Annotated in this window: 11 protein-coding genes; 7 read left to right on the top strand and 4 right to left on the bottom strand. The window is 70.5% G+C overall.

Annotated features, from left to right (window positions below; genetic code table 11):
* Positions 1 to 165: 165 nt before the first annotated feature.
* From ACFXI3_RS38515 to ACFXI3_RS38500, 4 genes are read left to right on the top strand one after another with little or no spacing between them, the layout of a single operon-like run.
* A complete protein-coding gene (locus ACFXI3_RS38515) occupies positions 166 to 2,901 on the top strand; it encodes a DEAD/DEAH box helicase (protein WP_378406354.1) in 2,736 nt (911 codons plus the stop codon).
* Positions 2,901 to 4,055: an SWIM zinc finger family protein gene (locus ACFXI3_RS38510; RefSeq protein WP_378406352.1), complete on the top strand. Its 1,155-nt coding sequence runs from the start codon at positions 2,901 to 2,903 to the stop codon at positions 4,053 to 4,055. Before ACFXI3_RS38515 ends, ACFXI3_RS38510 begins: the two co-directional genes overlap by 1 nt.
* Positions 4,056 to 4,113: 58 nt before the next feature.
* Positions 4,114 to 4,935 carry an SDR family NAD(P)-dependent oxidoreductase gene (locus ACFXI3_RS38505; protein WP_378406350.1) on the top strand — a complete coding sequence of 274 codons (822 nt, stop codon included), beginning with the start codon at positions 4,114 to 4,116 and terminating at the stop codon, positions 4,933 to 4,935.
* 1 nt (position 4,936) lies between these two features.
* Positions 4,937 to 5,485 (top strand): TetR/AcrR family transcriptional regulator, encoded by a 549-nt coding sequence (locus ACFXI3_RS38500; protein WP_378406348.1) that lies wholly within the window; start codon positions 4,937 to 4,939, stop codon positions 5,483 to 5,485.
* A 170-nt stretch (positions 5,486 to 5,655) separates the two neighbouring features.
* On the opposite strand, the gene ACFXI3_RS38495 is transcribed toward ACFXI3_RS38500, so the two are convergent.
* A complete protein-coding gene (locus ACFXI3_RS38495) occupies positions 5,656 to 6,366 on the bottom strand; it encodes a helix-turn-helix transcriptional regulator (protein ID WP_378406346.1) in 711 nt (236 codons plus the stop codon).
* Between the two features lie 141 nt (positions 6,367 to 6,507).
* Here ACFXI3_RS38495 and folE point away from each other — a divergent pair, with 141 nt between their 5' ends.
* Positions 6,508 to 7,110, top strand: coding sequence for a GTP cyclohydrolase I FolE (folE, locus tag ACFXI3_RS38490; RefSeq protein WP_378406344.1), 603 nt, complete (start codon positions 6,508 to 6,510; stop codon positions 7,108 to 7,110).
* Here folE and ACFXI3_RS38485 read toward each other — a convergent pair.
* On the bottom strand, positions 7,074 to 8,312 hold the full coding sequence (locus ACFXI3_RS38485) for an alpha/beta hydrolase fold domain-containing protein (protein ID WP_378406342.1): 1,239 nt from the start codon (positions 8,310 to 8,312) through the stop codon (positions 7,074 to 7,076). The genes folE and ACFXI3_RS38485 overlap by 37 nt on opposite strands.
* A gap of 59 nt (positions 8,313 to 8,371) precedes the next feature.
* Here ACFXI3_RS38485 and ACFXI3_RS38480 point away from each other — a divergent pair, with 59 nt between their 5' ends.
* Entirely contained in the window at positions 8,372 to 9,766 is a 1,395-nt protein-coding gene (locus ACFXI3_RS38480; RefSeq protein WP_344267746.1) for a wax ester/triacylglycerol synthase family O-acyltransferase, read from the top strand.
* Here ACFXI3_RS38480 and ACFXI3_RS38475 read toward each other — a convergent pair.
* On the bottom strand, positions 9,763 to 11,394 hold the full coding sequence (locus ACFXI3_RS38475; RefSeq protein WP_378406340.1) for a TIGR04141 family sporadically distributed protein: 1,632 nt from the start codon (positions 11,392 to 11,394) through the stop codon (positions 9,763 to 9,765). The genes ACFXI3_RS38480 and ACFXI3_RS38475 overlap by 4 nt on opposite strands.
* A gap of 490 nt (positions 11,395 to 11,884) precedes the next feature.
* Here ACFXI3_RS38475 and ACFXI3_RS38470 point away from each other — a divergent pair, with 490 nt between their 5' ends.
* A complete protein-coding gene (locus ACFXI3_RS38470; protein WP_378406356.1) occupies positions 11,885 to 12,424 on the top strand; it encodes a Uma2 family endonuclease in 540 nt (179 codons plus the stop codon).
* A 12-nt stretch (positions 12,425 to 12,436) separates the two neighbouring features.
* Here ACFXI3_RS38470 and ACFXI3_RS38465 read toward each other — a convergent pair whose 3' ends face one another.
* Positions 12,437 to 13,228, bottom strand: coding sequence for a hypothetical protein (locus ACFXI3_RS38465; RefSeq protein WP_378406338.1), 792 nt, complete (start codon positions 13,226 to 13,228; stop codon positions 12,437 to 12,439).
* Between the last annotated feature and the right edge of the window lie 99 nt (positions 13,229 to 13,327).

The raw sequence follows: 13,327 nt of genomic DNA, 5'->3' as shown, positions 1-13,327 counted from the left end.
GTTTTTATACGCATCTTCACCCCCATAACACCCCCACCCCAGACCGTCAGCACAATCAAGCTTCGGGGTGCCCCACGCAACCAACGGACCAAGGTCGCCGCCAGGCGACGAGGTCCCAGCCGGGCGACGAGCAAACCTGTCGTACCCACGCGTTACCGTGCCCAAGTGGAGTTCGACCAGACCACCCAAGCCACCTACCTCCCCTCGGATCCCCCGCGAGAGGGAGTTCTGGCGCTGTGGGGCGACGAGATCGAGGGGGACACCCCGATCCAGCTCGTCCTGCCCGGCGGCGGAAAATTCGCCCGCACCGAGGTAGTAGCGCGGCTGATCCCGCTGGCAACCGCCATCCCGAGGCTGCTCGTCGTGCCGGACGACACCAGCCCGGCGCTCGCAGCATGGTCGGCAGTGGTCAACGCGGGAGTGAATCTCGTAGCACGCGGCCGGTTGCGCCCGGCGTCCACCCCGAGCGGCCTAGGAACCTGGCGAGTAGGCCCGCTAGACGCCGCCGACGAGGAACTCCTGCGCGGGCTAGCGGCCGCGCTGCCGCCCGAAGCGCACGCGCTGCCGTTGTCCGGCGTCAAGCGAATCCGGCTGCACTCGCCGGAATCACTAGTCCGCGCGGTGTGGGACGCCGCGGCGGACGTCCTCGTGCGCAGTCCGGCGGCAGCGGTCGGATCCGGCGGGGCGGCGTTCGCGGAATCGCAGCCCACGCTGCTGGATCCGGACGGCGCGGCGTGGCTCGCCGAGCTGGAAGCCCGGCGTCCGGACGGGGCGCAACTGCTGCTGCGGATCGAAGCGACTGAGGAGGAATTCGCCGGAGTCCTGGCCGTTCGCTCTACTCTCGAGCCGAGTCTGGTGGTCGAAGCCGCCACTCTTTGGGACGCGCCCGAAGCAGTCCTGCACCGGCTTGGCGACCAGGTCGAAACCCAGCTGCTGCTGGGGCTCAGGCGCGGTGCGCGGGCCTGGCCGCCGCTGGCCCGGGTCCTGTCCGAACCGGCGCCCACCACGCTTCCGTTGTCCGACGACGACGTGGTCGATCTGCTCGGCTCCGGTGCTCGGGATCTGGGCGGCGCGGGCATCGAAGTCTTGTGGCCCAAGGATCTTTTCGCCGGCGAAGTCCGGGCGAAGGCGAGCGTGACGCAGGCCCCGGCGAGCGAATCCGGTCCCGCGTTCCCGCTCAACGGCCTGCTGGAGTTCCGCTGGCGGCTCAGTCTCGGCGGCAGCGAACTCACCGACGAGGAAGTGGCGGCGCTCGCGGAGGCGAAACGCCCGCTGGTCCGGTTGCGCGGCCAGTGGGTGAAGCTCGATCCCGCGCTGCTGGCGCGAATGCGGGCCCGGCGGTCGCGGCTCACCGGAGCGGAGGCACTCGCGGCGGCGCTGACCGGCGAGCTGGAGGTGGACGGCGAACGAGTGGAGTTCGCTCCGCAGCCAGCGTTGTCGGGGCTTGCCGAACGGCTGCGCGAAAGGGATCCAGCACCCGTCGAGGAACCAGCGGGGCTCACTGCCACGCTGCGTCCGTATCAACGGGCCGGGCTGGGCTGGCTCATCGCCATGACCGAACTCGGCCTTGGCGCCTGTCTCGCCGACGATATGGGGCTGGGCAAGACAATCCAGCTCATCGCGCTGCATCTGCACCGCCGGGCACAGGCGGCGGGGCCGACGCTCGTGCTGTGTCCGACGTCGCTGCTGGGCAACTGGGAACGAGAGTTCGGCAAGTTCGCGCCGGACGTGCCGGTGCGCCGATTCCACGGCGGCGGCCGGCATCTCGACGACCTGGCCCCGGATGAGGTCGTGCTCGCCACCTACGGGGTGCTGCGCCGCGACCGAGAGCTGCTGTCCGAAGTGGACTGGGGCATGGTCGCCGCGGACGAGGCGCAGCACGTGAAGAACCCGTTGTCCGCCACCGCAAAGGAGCTGCGGCAGGTGCCCGCGGCGGCTCGCGTGGCGCTCACCGGCACCCCCGTGGAGAACCGGCTCACCGAACTGTGGTCACTGCTCGACTGGACCACGCCGGGCCTGCTTGGCCCGCTGGAGAAGTTCCGGCGCACCGTCGCGCGGCCGATCGAACGGGACCGGGACGAGACGGTCACCGGGCGGCTGGCCGCGACGGTCCGGCCGTTTCTGTTGCGCCGCCGCAAAACCGACCCGGACATCGCGCCGGAGCTGCCGCGCAAGACCGAGACCGACCGGTACGTCCCGCTCACCGCCGAGCAGACCACGCTGTACGAGGCGGTGGTGCGCGAGAACCTCGCGCAAATCCGGGAGGCGCAAGGGGTGCAGCGGCGCGGCCAGGTGCTGAAGCTGCTCACCGAGCTCAAGCAGATCTGCAATCACCCGGCGCATTACCTCAAGGAAAGCACCGGAGTACTGAGCGGACGGTCGGGCAAGCTCGCCGCGTTCGAGGAGCTGCTGGACGTCATCCTCGACGAAGGCGAGAGCGTGCTGGTGTTCAGCCAGTACGTGCGGCTGTGCCGGTTGCTGGAGCGGCGTCTCGCCGAGCGCGGGCTGCCGACCGCGCTGCTGTCCGGCGAGGTCGGGCCGAACCAGCGCGACGAGATGGTGGCCGCGTTCCAGTCCGGCGAGGTGCCGGTGTTCCTGCTGTCGCTCAAGGCGGGCGGCGTCGGGCTCAACCTCACCCAGGCCACGCACGTGATCCACTACGACCGCTGGTGGAACCCGGCGGTGGAGGACCAGGCCACCGACCGCGCGTACCGGATCGGCCAGGACCGGCCGGTGCAGGTGCACCGGCTCATCGCGGAGGGCACGCTGGAGGAGCGCGTCGCCGCGGTGCTGGAAACCAAGCGCGGGCTGGCCGACGCGGTCGTCGGCGCGGGGGAGGACTGGATCACCGAGCTGTCCGACGACCAGCTCGCCGATCTCGTCCGGCTCGGGAGCGGCTGATGCCGCCGCGGCGGACGTTCGGGCGCCGGTGGTGGGGCCGGGCGTGGGTGGAAGCGCTGGAGCAGCGCGCCAAGCTGGACCCGAACCGGCTGCCGCGCGGGCGGACGTACGCGCGCAAGGGCGTCGTGGACCAGCTGGCGATCAGCGCGGGCGAGATCACCGCGTGGGTGCGCGGAAGCAGGCCGGAGCCGTACCGCGTCGCCATCCGGATGCGCGAGTTCAGCGCGGAGGAATGGGACAAGCTGCTCGACGTCGCGGGCCGCCGGCTCGGGCACGCCGCCGCGTTGCTCGACGGCGAACTGCCGAAGGAGCTGGCCGTCCAGTCGCGCGAGGCCGGTGCCGATCTGCTGCCCGGACCCGGTGATCTGCGGCCGCGCTGTTCCTGTCCGGACAGCGCGAATCCGTGCAAGCACGTGGCGGCGGTGTACTACCTGGTCGCCGACGAGGTGGACGCTGACCCGTTCGTGCTGTTCACCCTGCGCGGGCGCGGCCGGGACGAGGTTTTGGCTCAGCTGCGCGAATTGCGGACGCCCAGCGCCGCCCGCCCGGCTCGCGCGCCGGACGTCGGGCTGACGCCGAAAAAGGCGTACTCGCGGCGGATCGCGCCGCTGCCGCCGTTGCCCGCGATCCCCGGCGAGCCCGGTCCGCCCGCCGTGCTCGACCTTGATCCGCCCGCGCGCACCGGTCTGACTTCCGCCGCGCTCACGGCTCTGGCAGCGGACGCCGCGACGCTCGCGTTCGGCCTGCTGCACACCCGGGATGCCTTGGCGGACTTGACTTTCGCCGAAGACCTGGCCCGTCGCGCCGCCCGGCCGGGAGCGGACGTGTTCGGGCTGGCCGCGGCCGCCGAGGTCGCGCCCTCGGAGCTGATCGTGTCCGCGCAGGCGTGGCGGGAAGCGGGCCGCAGCGGGTTGGCGGCGTTGCGGGACGTGTGGAGTCCCGGCCCCGGGCCGTTGGCGGTGGCGCGGGCGGAACTGGCGGAATTGCCGGGGGAGGTGAAGGTGTGGCGCAACCGGGTGACGGTCGGGCCGGTGCAGCTCCGGTACGGGCAGGACAGCAGGTGGTATCGCTTCGTGCGAGTCGCGGGCCAATGGTGGCCGGACGGGCCTCCGGCCGAGCATCCGGTCGATCTCGCCTATCCCGCGGAGGGCTGAATCACGTGCGCTCAGCGAAACGAGACGGTCCGTCTCGTTTCGTGCTACCGTCTGCGGCATGACGAGAACCTGGGTGATCACCGGAACAAGCCGCGGCCTGGGCCGGGCGCTGGCGATTGCCGCCGCGGAAGCGGGAGACCGGGTGCTGGCCACGGTTCGGACGCCGGGCAGCGCGCCGGAGCACCGGAATGTCGTCGAGCACGTGCTCGACGTGCGTAACCGGGCCGCGGCGCGGGAAACCGTGGAGCGGGCAGTGGCCGAGTTCGGCCGGCTGGACGTCGTGGTGAACAACGCCGGGTACGGGCTGGTCGGCATGGCCGAGGAGGTAAGCGAGGACGAAGCGCGGGACATCCTGGAGACGAACGTGCTGGGCGCGCTGTGGCTGACCCAAGCGGCGCTGCCGGTGCTGCGTGAACAGCGGTCGGGCCACGTCGTGCAGATCTCCTCGGTCGGCGGCGCCGGTTCGGTGCCGGGATTCGGGCTTTACAGCGCGAGCAAATGGGGGCTGGAGGGAATGAGCGAGGCGATCGCGCAGGAGGTCGCGGAGTTCGGCGTGCGGGTGAGCATCGTCGAGCCCGGCGGGATGGACACCGAATGGGCTACCGGCAGCATGCGGTTCGCGACCCCGGACCCGGCGTACGACGGCCTCCGCGAGCGGATGTTCGGCACGACGACGGTTCCGTGGGCCACCACCGGCACCGGTGGCGGCACCCCGCCCGCGGACATCGCCGCCGAAATCCTGCAGCACGTCAACGACCCGGCTGACCGGCGGCTCCGCGTCCTCGCCGGTGCCGATGCCCCCGCGATGGTCGCGACCGCGCTGTCGGGACGCCTGACGGATTACCGGCAGGACAAGCGTTTCTCCGACGCGGAGATCTGACATGGCCCGCGCCAGCACCCGAGCCCGCGTGCACGCCGCGGTGCTCTCCCTGGCCGCCGAGTCCGGTTTCGGCGGCCTGACCATGGAGGGCATCGCGGCCCGCGCGGGTGCCGGGAAGCAAACGCTGTACCGCACGTGGTCGTCGCCCGCCGCGGTGCTGCTGGACGCGCTGCTGGAGCAAAGCCTCGACGCGTCCGGCGAAGTCGCCATCCCGGACACCGGCGACCTGCGTGCGGACTTGGAAACCTTGGTCCACGGCATGATCGCGGAGCTGACGGATCCCGCGACAGACCGCCTGCTCCGCGCGGTGACCGCCGAACTGCAGACCGAACCGGCTGTCGGCTCCGAAGTCCTGGACCGGTTGCTGGGCCCGCAACTGCGCGCGATCGCCGACCGCCTGGCCCGCGCCGGGGTCGAATGCCCGGCGGACGGCGCGGAACTGTTGCTGGGCCCGGTTTTCCACCGCTGGCTGCTGCGCACGCGACCGTTCACGGAGGACTGGCCCGCCGCCCACGTGGAGCGGGTGCTGCGCGCGGTTTCGTTCGGCTAGCCCTGGAGTCCACAACGCGAGCTCGTGCTCGACCTCGGCTGAGGCTGAAAACCGCAAGCGCTCGCGGGCAGAAGCAGGCCCGGCTGACTCCGGCCTCAGAAGTCCCACGCAGCATTCCCACTGCGCTGCGAAACCCGGGGCCGTCGACGGTGCAGTTCCTTCGCCGCCGCTCAGTTACCGGCTGACTCAGCCCCTCGAAGCTCCACACAGCACCCGCCGTCGCGCGGCGCGACCCGGGCCGTCGACACCCCGGGCACCTCGAGCCCCTCCACGACCCCGGTCAGGAACCGGTCCGTCATGCCGCACACCAGGTCCGGCGCGCGCCCGGCCAGCGGCTGGAACGGGCAGTTGCGCATCCGCAGGCACACCGGCGTCTCGCGGTTGGGCTCGAAACCGTGCCGGGCCAGGACTGTGCTCGTCAGCGTCAGCCCGCGTTCCGTGCCAAGGCGGCCCGGGCGGGAGCGTTCGCGCTCGGCCGCTCCGGCCGCGGCGCCGTGTGCTCCGGCCTCGCGCAGGGCCGCGTCCCGGGCCGGCTCCCCGGGGGCCGCCGAGGCGACCGCGTCCACCAGGATCGCGGCCAGGACGTCCGGGTGCCGGGGCGGGATCGTGATCGCGAAGTCGGTCGCCGCGGGCTCGTAGACCTTCGGCGCGCGGCCCACCTTCCGGACGCCGCCGACGGTCTCGTAGCGGGCGCGCAGGAGGCCGGCCGTCACGAGTTTGTCCAGGTGGAACGCCGCCAGCTTGCGCGAGATGCCGACCGCCGAGGCCGCCTCCTCGCGCGTCACCGGGCGGCCGGCGTCGCGGATGAAGGCGTACATCCCCCGGCGCAGGTCCTCGTCCAGCGCCGCTACCGCGCGGATGGTCGCCAGGTCACTCGTCACACATCCACGATAACGCCCAGCGAGGTTCTCCGAACCCGCTACCCGGCTTGTTCACCTGGTCACATTGACTCCGCCGGGCGATAAGACCAAGATTTGTAGGCGAAACCCGTCCTGCCAGCCCCGACCGCCCGAGGACCGCCCATGCAGTCGTCCGGAACCGCCCTCCGCGTCGTCCACGAGCCCGATCCCGGCCTGGACCTGGCCGCGGCCGAAAGCGCGGCGGGGGACTTCCTGCGCGCGCTCGGCGTCAGCCTCGACTCGGAGAGCCTGCGCGGCACCCCCGGCCGGATGGCGCGCGCGTACGCCGAGCTGTTCACGCCCCGCGAATTCGACCTCACCACGTTCCCCAACGACGAGGGCTACGACGAGCTGGTGCTGGCTCGCGACATCCCGGTCCGGTCGGTCTGCGAACACCACCTGCTGCCGTTCATCGGCGTCGCGCACGTCGGGTATCTGCCGGGCGAGCGGATCCTCGGGCTGTCGAAGCTCGCGCGGATCGTCGAGTACTTCGCGTGCCGTCCGCAGGTGCAGGAGCGGCTGACGAAGCAGATCGCGGGCTGGCTCGGCGACCAACTGGCGCCGAAGGGCGTCGGCGTGGTGATCGAGGCCGAGCACACCTGCATGACCCTGCGCGGTGTGCAGGCGACCGGTTCGTCCACCGTCACGTCCACGCTGATGGGCACGCTCCGCGAGGACGCTCGGTCGCGTCAGGAATTCTTCTCGCTGACCGGCGTCAACGCCTGAGCGCGAGCCCAATCCAGAAAGTGTTCGACCCCGCGCACCACGTGCGTGCTGCGGATGGACGGGAACACGTCGAACGCGTGCTGCGCGCCGGCGAGTTCCGCGTAGGCCACCGGGTGGGCGGATTTGGCGCGCAGCCGGGCGACGAACTCCCGCGCCTCCGCGACCGGCACGAGCGAATCGTGCTTGCCGTGGATCACGAAGAACGGCGGCGCGTCCTCGGCGACCCGGTCCATCGGGGACGCCGCGAGATAGTCGTCCAGCCGGTGCTCCGGCGCGAACACCCGCCGCGCCATCAGGCTTTCCAGCCGGTACCGGCTTTCCTCCTCGCCGGTCGACGCGGCGACGTCGTACACGCCGTAGTGCGGCACGCAGGCCTGCACGCTCGTGTCCGCCTCCTCGAAACCGGGCTGCAGCGCCGGGTCGTTCTGGCTCAGCGCGAGCAGCGCGGCCAGGTGCCCGCCCGCCGAACCGCCGGTCACCGCGACGAATCGCGGGTCGCCGCCGTACTCCGCGATGTGCTCGCGGATCCAGGCGAGCGCTTGCTTGGCCGCGACGATGTGCGCCGGCCAGCGCGAAGCGGGGGAGAGCGGGTAGTTGATCGCCACGCAGACCCAGCCGCGGCGGGCGAGGTGGCGCATCAGCGGCAGGCCCTGCTGTTCCTTGTTGCCGATCGTCCACGCGCCGCCGTGGATCTGCAGCAGCACCGGCGCGTCGCGGACCGTCTCGCGTGGACGGTAGATGTCCAGCAGGAAGCGTTTGCCGCCAGGGGCGTAAGCGACATTCCGGTCTCGCACGACGTCCGGCTCGTGGATCCGGAACGGCATCAGCAGGCGTCCCCACGGCGTCGAGAAGTCCGAAGGGCTCGCGAGCTGGGCGGCGTAGTCCTCGCCGAGTGCTTCGGTGAGCGCGGACTCGACCTCGATGCGCGCCTTCTGCGAGGTCGCGATCAGCGAAGCGAAACCGGCCGCGGACAGCGCCGCCAACGCCAGCCCGGCGCGGTCGCTGCGGCACCGCAGCCCGTGGCGCGCGACGTGCTGCACGGTGTCGGCCGCGGTGAGCGCGAGCAGGTGCGGCGCGAGTTCGCCGGTGAGCCAGCCGGCGAAGAACACCGGGATCGAGGTCGGCCGCGGTTTCGGCGGCCGCAGCGCGAGCGCGGCGAGGCCGAGCTGCGCCGCCCGGCGGGTCACGAAGTCCGGTTTCACCTGCCCGATGCTACCTCCGCCGAGCGCCCCGGCCAGGGTTCTGCCTTACGCTGGCAGGCATGCAGCGACTGAGCGGGCTGGACGCGAGTTTCCTCTACCTGGAGACGCCCTCGCAGGTCCTGCACGTCTGCGGCCTGCTCACGCTCGACGGCGCGACCATGCCCGGCGGCTACACGTTCCCGGAGTTCAAGCGCCGCCTCGCCGAACGCGTCGCGGTGATCCCGGCGTTCCGCCGAAAACTCCACAATCCACTCTGGAACCTGAACCACCCGGTGTGGGTCGAGGACGAGGATTTCGACCTCGACAACCACGTGCACCGGATCGGCCTGCCCGCGCCGGGCGACGACCGCGAACTCGCCGAGATGTGCGCGCACATCGCCGGGCAGCGGCTCGACCGCGCGCATCCGCTGTGGCAGTGCTACGTCATCGAGGGCCTGTCCGACGGACGGCTGGCGGTGCTGCTGAAAATGCACCACGCGAGCGTCGACGGCGTCGGCGGAGCCAGCCTGATCGGCTACCTCGCCGGGCTCGAACCCGACTCGCCGTTGCCCGAACTGCCTGCCGACGAGCAGCACAACGACGGCCTGCCCACCCGCTTGCGGCTGCTGCGCGAGAGCGCCGATTCGCTGCTGCACCGGCCGTTCGAGATCGCCCGGTTGCTGCCGGAGCTGCTGGGTCTGGTGCCGAAGTGGGCGATGAAAACCCTGCGCGGCAAGGGAATGCCGGTGCCGTTCACCGCGCCGCGGACCTCGCTGAACGGGACTATCACCGGACACCGTTCGGTCGCGTTCGCGCAGCTGGATCTTGATGCGGTGAAGCAGGTGAAGGACGCTTTCGGCGTCACCGTGAACGACGTCGTGCTCGCGCTGGTTTCCGGCGCACTGCGGCAATTCCTGCTCGGCCGCGGCGAGCTGCCAGGTGATCCACTGGTCGCGACGGTTCCGGTGTCAGTGCACGAACGCACGGAACGCGATCATGGCAGCAATCGGGTGTCTGCCTTTTTCGCTTCACTGCCCACGCATCTGCCCGACCCGGCGGCGCGCGTGTTCTTCCTGGCCGAGGCGAACCGGCGGGCGAAGGACCACCATTACGACATCGACGCCGACATGCTCGCCGACTGGGCCCAATTCTCCCCGGCGACGGTGTTCGGGCTGGGCGTGCGCGCGTATTCGGCGCTGCGCCTGGCCGAACGGCATCCGGTGGTGCACAACCTGATCATTTCGAACGTTCCCGGTCCGCCGATGCCGCTGTATTTGCTGGGCGCGCGGATCACCGGGCTGTATCCGCTGGGGCCGGTTTTTCACGGGGCGGGGCTCAACGTCACGGTGCTGTCGAATGACGGCAAGGTGGGTGTGGGATTGTTGGGGGCCAAGGAATTGGTGAAGGATTTGTGGCCGCTGGCGGACGCGTTGCCGGAGGCACTGGACGAGTTGAGCAAGGCCGCGCCGGTCTAACGACGCTTCTTCTTCGCTGTGTAAGGGATGTCGGCGAACTTCAACGTCGCGCGAAGACTCCGCACCGCCCGGTCCAGCCGAAGCAAGGCGACCTGCGAGAGCGTGAACAGCTGGTCCACCTCCCACGCTCGGCCAGCAGCGGCGAGCACGACAGTGTCCGGCGCGCCGCCCAGCACCCGGCCGGAGTCTAATGTGGACACCTTGTCCGCCAGTTGCGCCAACGCATCCGGTTCGTCATGCAGAGCCTCCGCGGACACGAGCGCCTGCGTGTAGAGATGGCTGGCCGCCGTAGCCCGGCCCAGCCACTTCACGTGGATCAGCTCATCCTCCGGCCCCAGCAGATCGCACAGCTCGAATCGCGGATGCAGGGGAGTGCTCGCGAAATCCTTGTCCAGGCACAGATATCCCGGCGCTAGAGCGGCCACCTGCTGGCAATACCGATGTTCGTCGTCCGGCTGACCGCTGGGCTTCCACGTGATGTCCGGCCAGACGTGCTTGCGCGCCAGCAGATCACGCACCTGATCCCGCATCTGCGCCACATAAGTCTCGCCGATCCGGTACCAGCGGGCCTGATGGAAAACGTACCGAGTGTGCTCAACAGTCGTCTCGAACACCAGCCAGCGAGCGGCGGGCAGCGGTGCTCCGGTGGGTTCCGCGCCCGCCTCGTCGGCGCAGGTCGTGATCCGGCCCGCGCGCAGGGCTTTCAGCCGCCGCTCAACGGGAATTCCGCCGAGGCGCGTGGTCAGGTGATCCAGTTCCAGGCGGCCGGGGACATGGATCGGACCGCCAGGGCCGAGGGCGGTGATGCGGAACGAACCGGCGTTCTCCGCGTCGTTCGCGGCACTCGACGGCCAAGCCAGGCCCAGCGCGTCGCTGCCGCCGAGTGCTTCGGCCAGTTGCCGTTCCAGTTCGGGCACGAGCGGGTGGTGCCGGTCCATCGGGCGGGTCTGGGCGATGAAGCGCAGCGCGGAATCCGCGTCCGGTTCGTCGACCACGGCGCCGACGGCGTCGAGATCGGCCAGGAACGCTTCGGGATCCTTCGCGAGCGGTGCCCACAGCGAGGTGCCGACGCGGATGCGGTAGCGCTTGCCGGTCACCCGGCCGTAGGTGAGGTCGGTCAGGTCCGCCGAACCTGCGAGGCGGTGCACGAGATCGCCGTACGGTTCGAGCCGGAACGCGGACAGTTCGCCGCCGCCGGGGATCGAAATCTGGGTGGCTCGTGCGGAAACGTCCAGCGCGGCGCTCGCGACCAGCCCGAGGTCGAACGGGTCGAGGCGGCGGATCCCGAAGCGCAGCCCGAAACCCTGCTCGACGTGTTCGTCGTTGAGCACGAGATGGCCCGCGCCCCAGGTGACCGCGTAGGTCCACGGCGGGCGCGGCACCAGCAGCACCGCGAACGGCAGCGTCGAGGGCAGGTCGAGCGGGCCGCCGCCGAGGGCTTCGGCGTGCTGCAGCCATTGCGGGGCCTCGGTGCGGAACGCGCCCGCGACCAGTCGCGCGCGGGTGCCGGGCAGGTCGACCGGGCGGTCGGCGCTGATCTGTTCGGGGGACAGCGGGGTCAGCAGGTCGGTTTCCGCCGCGGAGCCGTCGAGGCGGAAGAGGGACGCCGGGCGGCTGGGGGCAGGCATGACCACCACCGGAGGAGGGAATTCGAGGACGTCCGATCAGCCTAGGCGGCCCAGCGGTCCGGCCGGTTAATCACGGAGCGCGAATGGCGTGCGGAATGGTGAAATTCCGCTGAATCACCCATTCACGGGACGCGGGCACCGCTGATGATAGGGTTTCCTTTCGGGATGCGCCACGGCAGGTTTTCCGAGGCCAGGCAACGGGTAGGTGATCCCGTGATGGCCGTTTACTGGACGCGGAATTGCGGTTTCGACAAATCGCCCGGCTTCCGCGAAAGAACCTGTTCGCTGGGCACTGCTGCGCTGTCCGGGGCGGGATCCCCGCGTTTCGGTGACCCACGGTGAGCGATTCGGCGGGCGAGCCCCGCGGCGAATGGGCTAGCCGGGTCGGCGAACCGCCGCGCGGCGGTTCGCGCTGCCGCGCGTGCCCGACTACCCTGGCCGAGTCGTTTCCGGTCGGCCCGCCTGCGGGGGCAGCATGATGACAGTCCCGATGTTCGCGCACGGCGACCGTCTCACGCGTCGGGACCTGGAGACGATCTCGGATGAACGCCGCCGGTACGAACTGGTGGACGGGACGCTTCTGGTGAGCCCGTCCCCGCGTCCGCTGCACCAGCGGGTGGTCGCGCGCCTCCTGGCCGCGCTCACCCCGGTGTGCCCTGCCGACTGCGAGGTCCTCCCCGCGCCGGTGGACGTGGTGCTCGACGAGTTCACCGTGATGATCCCGGACGTCGTGGTCGGGCGGCGCGAGACGTTCACCGAACGCGCGCTGGTCGGCGTCCCGGTGCTGGCGGTCGAGGTGGTGTCGCCGTCGAGCAGGCACATCGACCGGTTCCTGAAGCCGGCCCGGCTCGCGCTCGCGGGCTGCCCGTACTACTGGGTGATCGAGCCGAACGAGCCGACGCTGAGCTGCTTCCGGCTGGCCGACGGCGAGTACGTGCTGGACGGCGAGGCTTCGGGCGAGGACGTGGTGCGGCTGGAGGAGCCGTACCGGCTGGAGCTCCGCCCGGCGGATCTCGTGTCGACGTACTAGGGGAGCCGAACCTCACGGAGCGGGTGCTTTGTTCACGACGGTGAAGACCAGGTTGAGCACGCCGACCGGGACGAAGATGAAAGACCACCATTTCAAGCTCTTCAGACACGCCCCTCTCAGCCAGTTCGCGCTTCGGCCGTAGATTCCCGAATTCGTCGCTGCCCATGCCAAGACGAATCCCAGCGTTGCCAGGTATTGCAGCACTGTCTGCGCTGGGCCGTCGACCACGACCGAGACCACTGTCAGCAGAATCGCCGCGACGAACGCGCCCATCGCGAACCTGGTCGCGGTGACGACTCGGTCGAGCCCTTCCGCGACATCGGTACGGGCGGGACCGGCTGTGGCTTCCGGACGTTCGGCGGCCGCGGGCTTCGTGAGGCGTGCTTGCTTGATCCGGTGCCACGCCGCCGCGGCGGCAGCTGGCAACTGACGAAGGACCAGCCGGGGCGGGCGGGGGTATCCACGCTGGTACAGCAGGGTCGCTCCGGCAGGGCGCAGTCGCAGGAGGCCGACCCCGCGTTCCGGACGCTCGACGAGCGTGTCGCCTTTGCCGAACGTCTGCCATCGTTGGATGTCGGGGTTCACCGAGTGCCCGAACCGATAGCTCCGCCGCTGATTGTGATGCCTGCACCTTGACCATTCGCCGGGCACCCAGTTCCGGCACGCCCAGCCGCGGCTCGTCTTCGGGTAGGCGCACTGCACCGGCCAGACGCGACCCCGCAGGATCCAGATCGCGACCGAGACCACCGCGACGTAGATCGGGAAAAGAGCGCCGATCCACAACGGCCAAGGCACGTTCGACACGGACCCGAGCTGATTCGAAACCCATTGCAAGGTTGACGGCAGCAAGGACAGATAGTCGTTCAACTCGCCCTCCCCGGCGGCACGACGTCAAGTCTGGCT

The sequence above is a fragment of the Amycolatopsis sp. NPDC059235 genome, from assembly GCF_042754125.1.
Taxonomy (GTDB): domain Bacteria; phylum Actinomycetota; class Actinomycetes; order Mycobacteriales; family Pseudonocardiaceae; genus Amycolatopsis; species Amycolatopsis albidoflava.
This window is presented reverse-complemented; position numbering and strand designations above follow the sequence as displayed.

What these genes read in the sequence shown, in the direction of transcription:
- folE (WP_378406344.1), top strand. Translation starts at nt 6,508, where the DNA reads ATGCAGTCGTCCGGAACCGCCCTCCGCGTCGTCCACGAGCCCGATCCC.
- ACFXI3_RS38480 (WP_344267746.1), top strand. Translation starts at nt 8,372, where the DNA reads ATGCAGCGACTGAGCGGGCTGGACGCGAGTTTCCTCTACCTGGAGACG.
- ACFXI3_RS38510 (WP_378406352.1), top strand. Translation starts at nt 2,901, where the DNA reads ATGCCGCCGCGGCGGACGTTCGGGCGCCGGTGGTGGGGCCGGGCGTGG.
- ACFXI3_RS38470 (WP_378406356.1), top strand. Translation starts at nt 11,885, where the DNA reads ATGTTCGCGCACGGCGACCGTCTCACGCGTCGGGACCTGGAGACGATC.
- ACFXI3_RS38505 (WP_378406350.1), top strand. Translation starts at nt 4,114, where the DNA reads ATGACGAGAACCTGGGTGATCACCGGAACAAGCCGCGGCCTGGGCCGG.
- ACFXI3_RS38500 (WP_378406348.1), top strand. Translation starts at nt 4,937, where the DNA reads ATGGCCCGCGCCAGCACCCGAGCCCGCGTGCACGCCGCGGTGCTCTCC.
- ACFXI3_RS38475 (WP_378406340.1), bottom strand. Translation starts at nt 11,394, where the DNA reads ATGCCTGCCCCCAGCCGCCCGGCGTCCCTCTTCCGCCTCGACGGCTCC.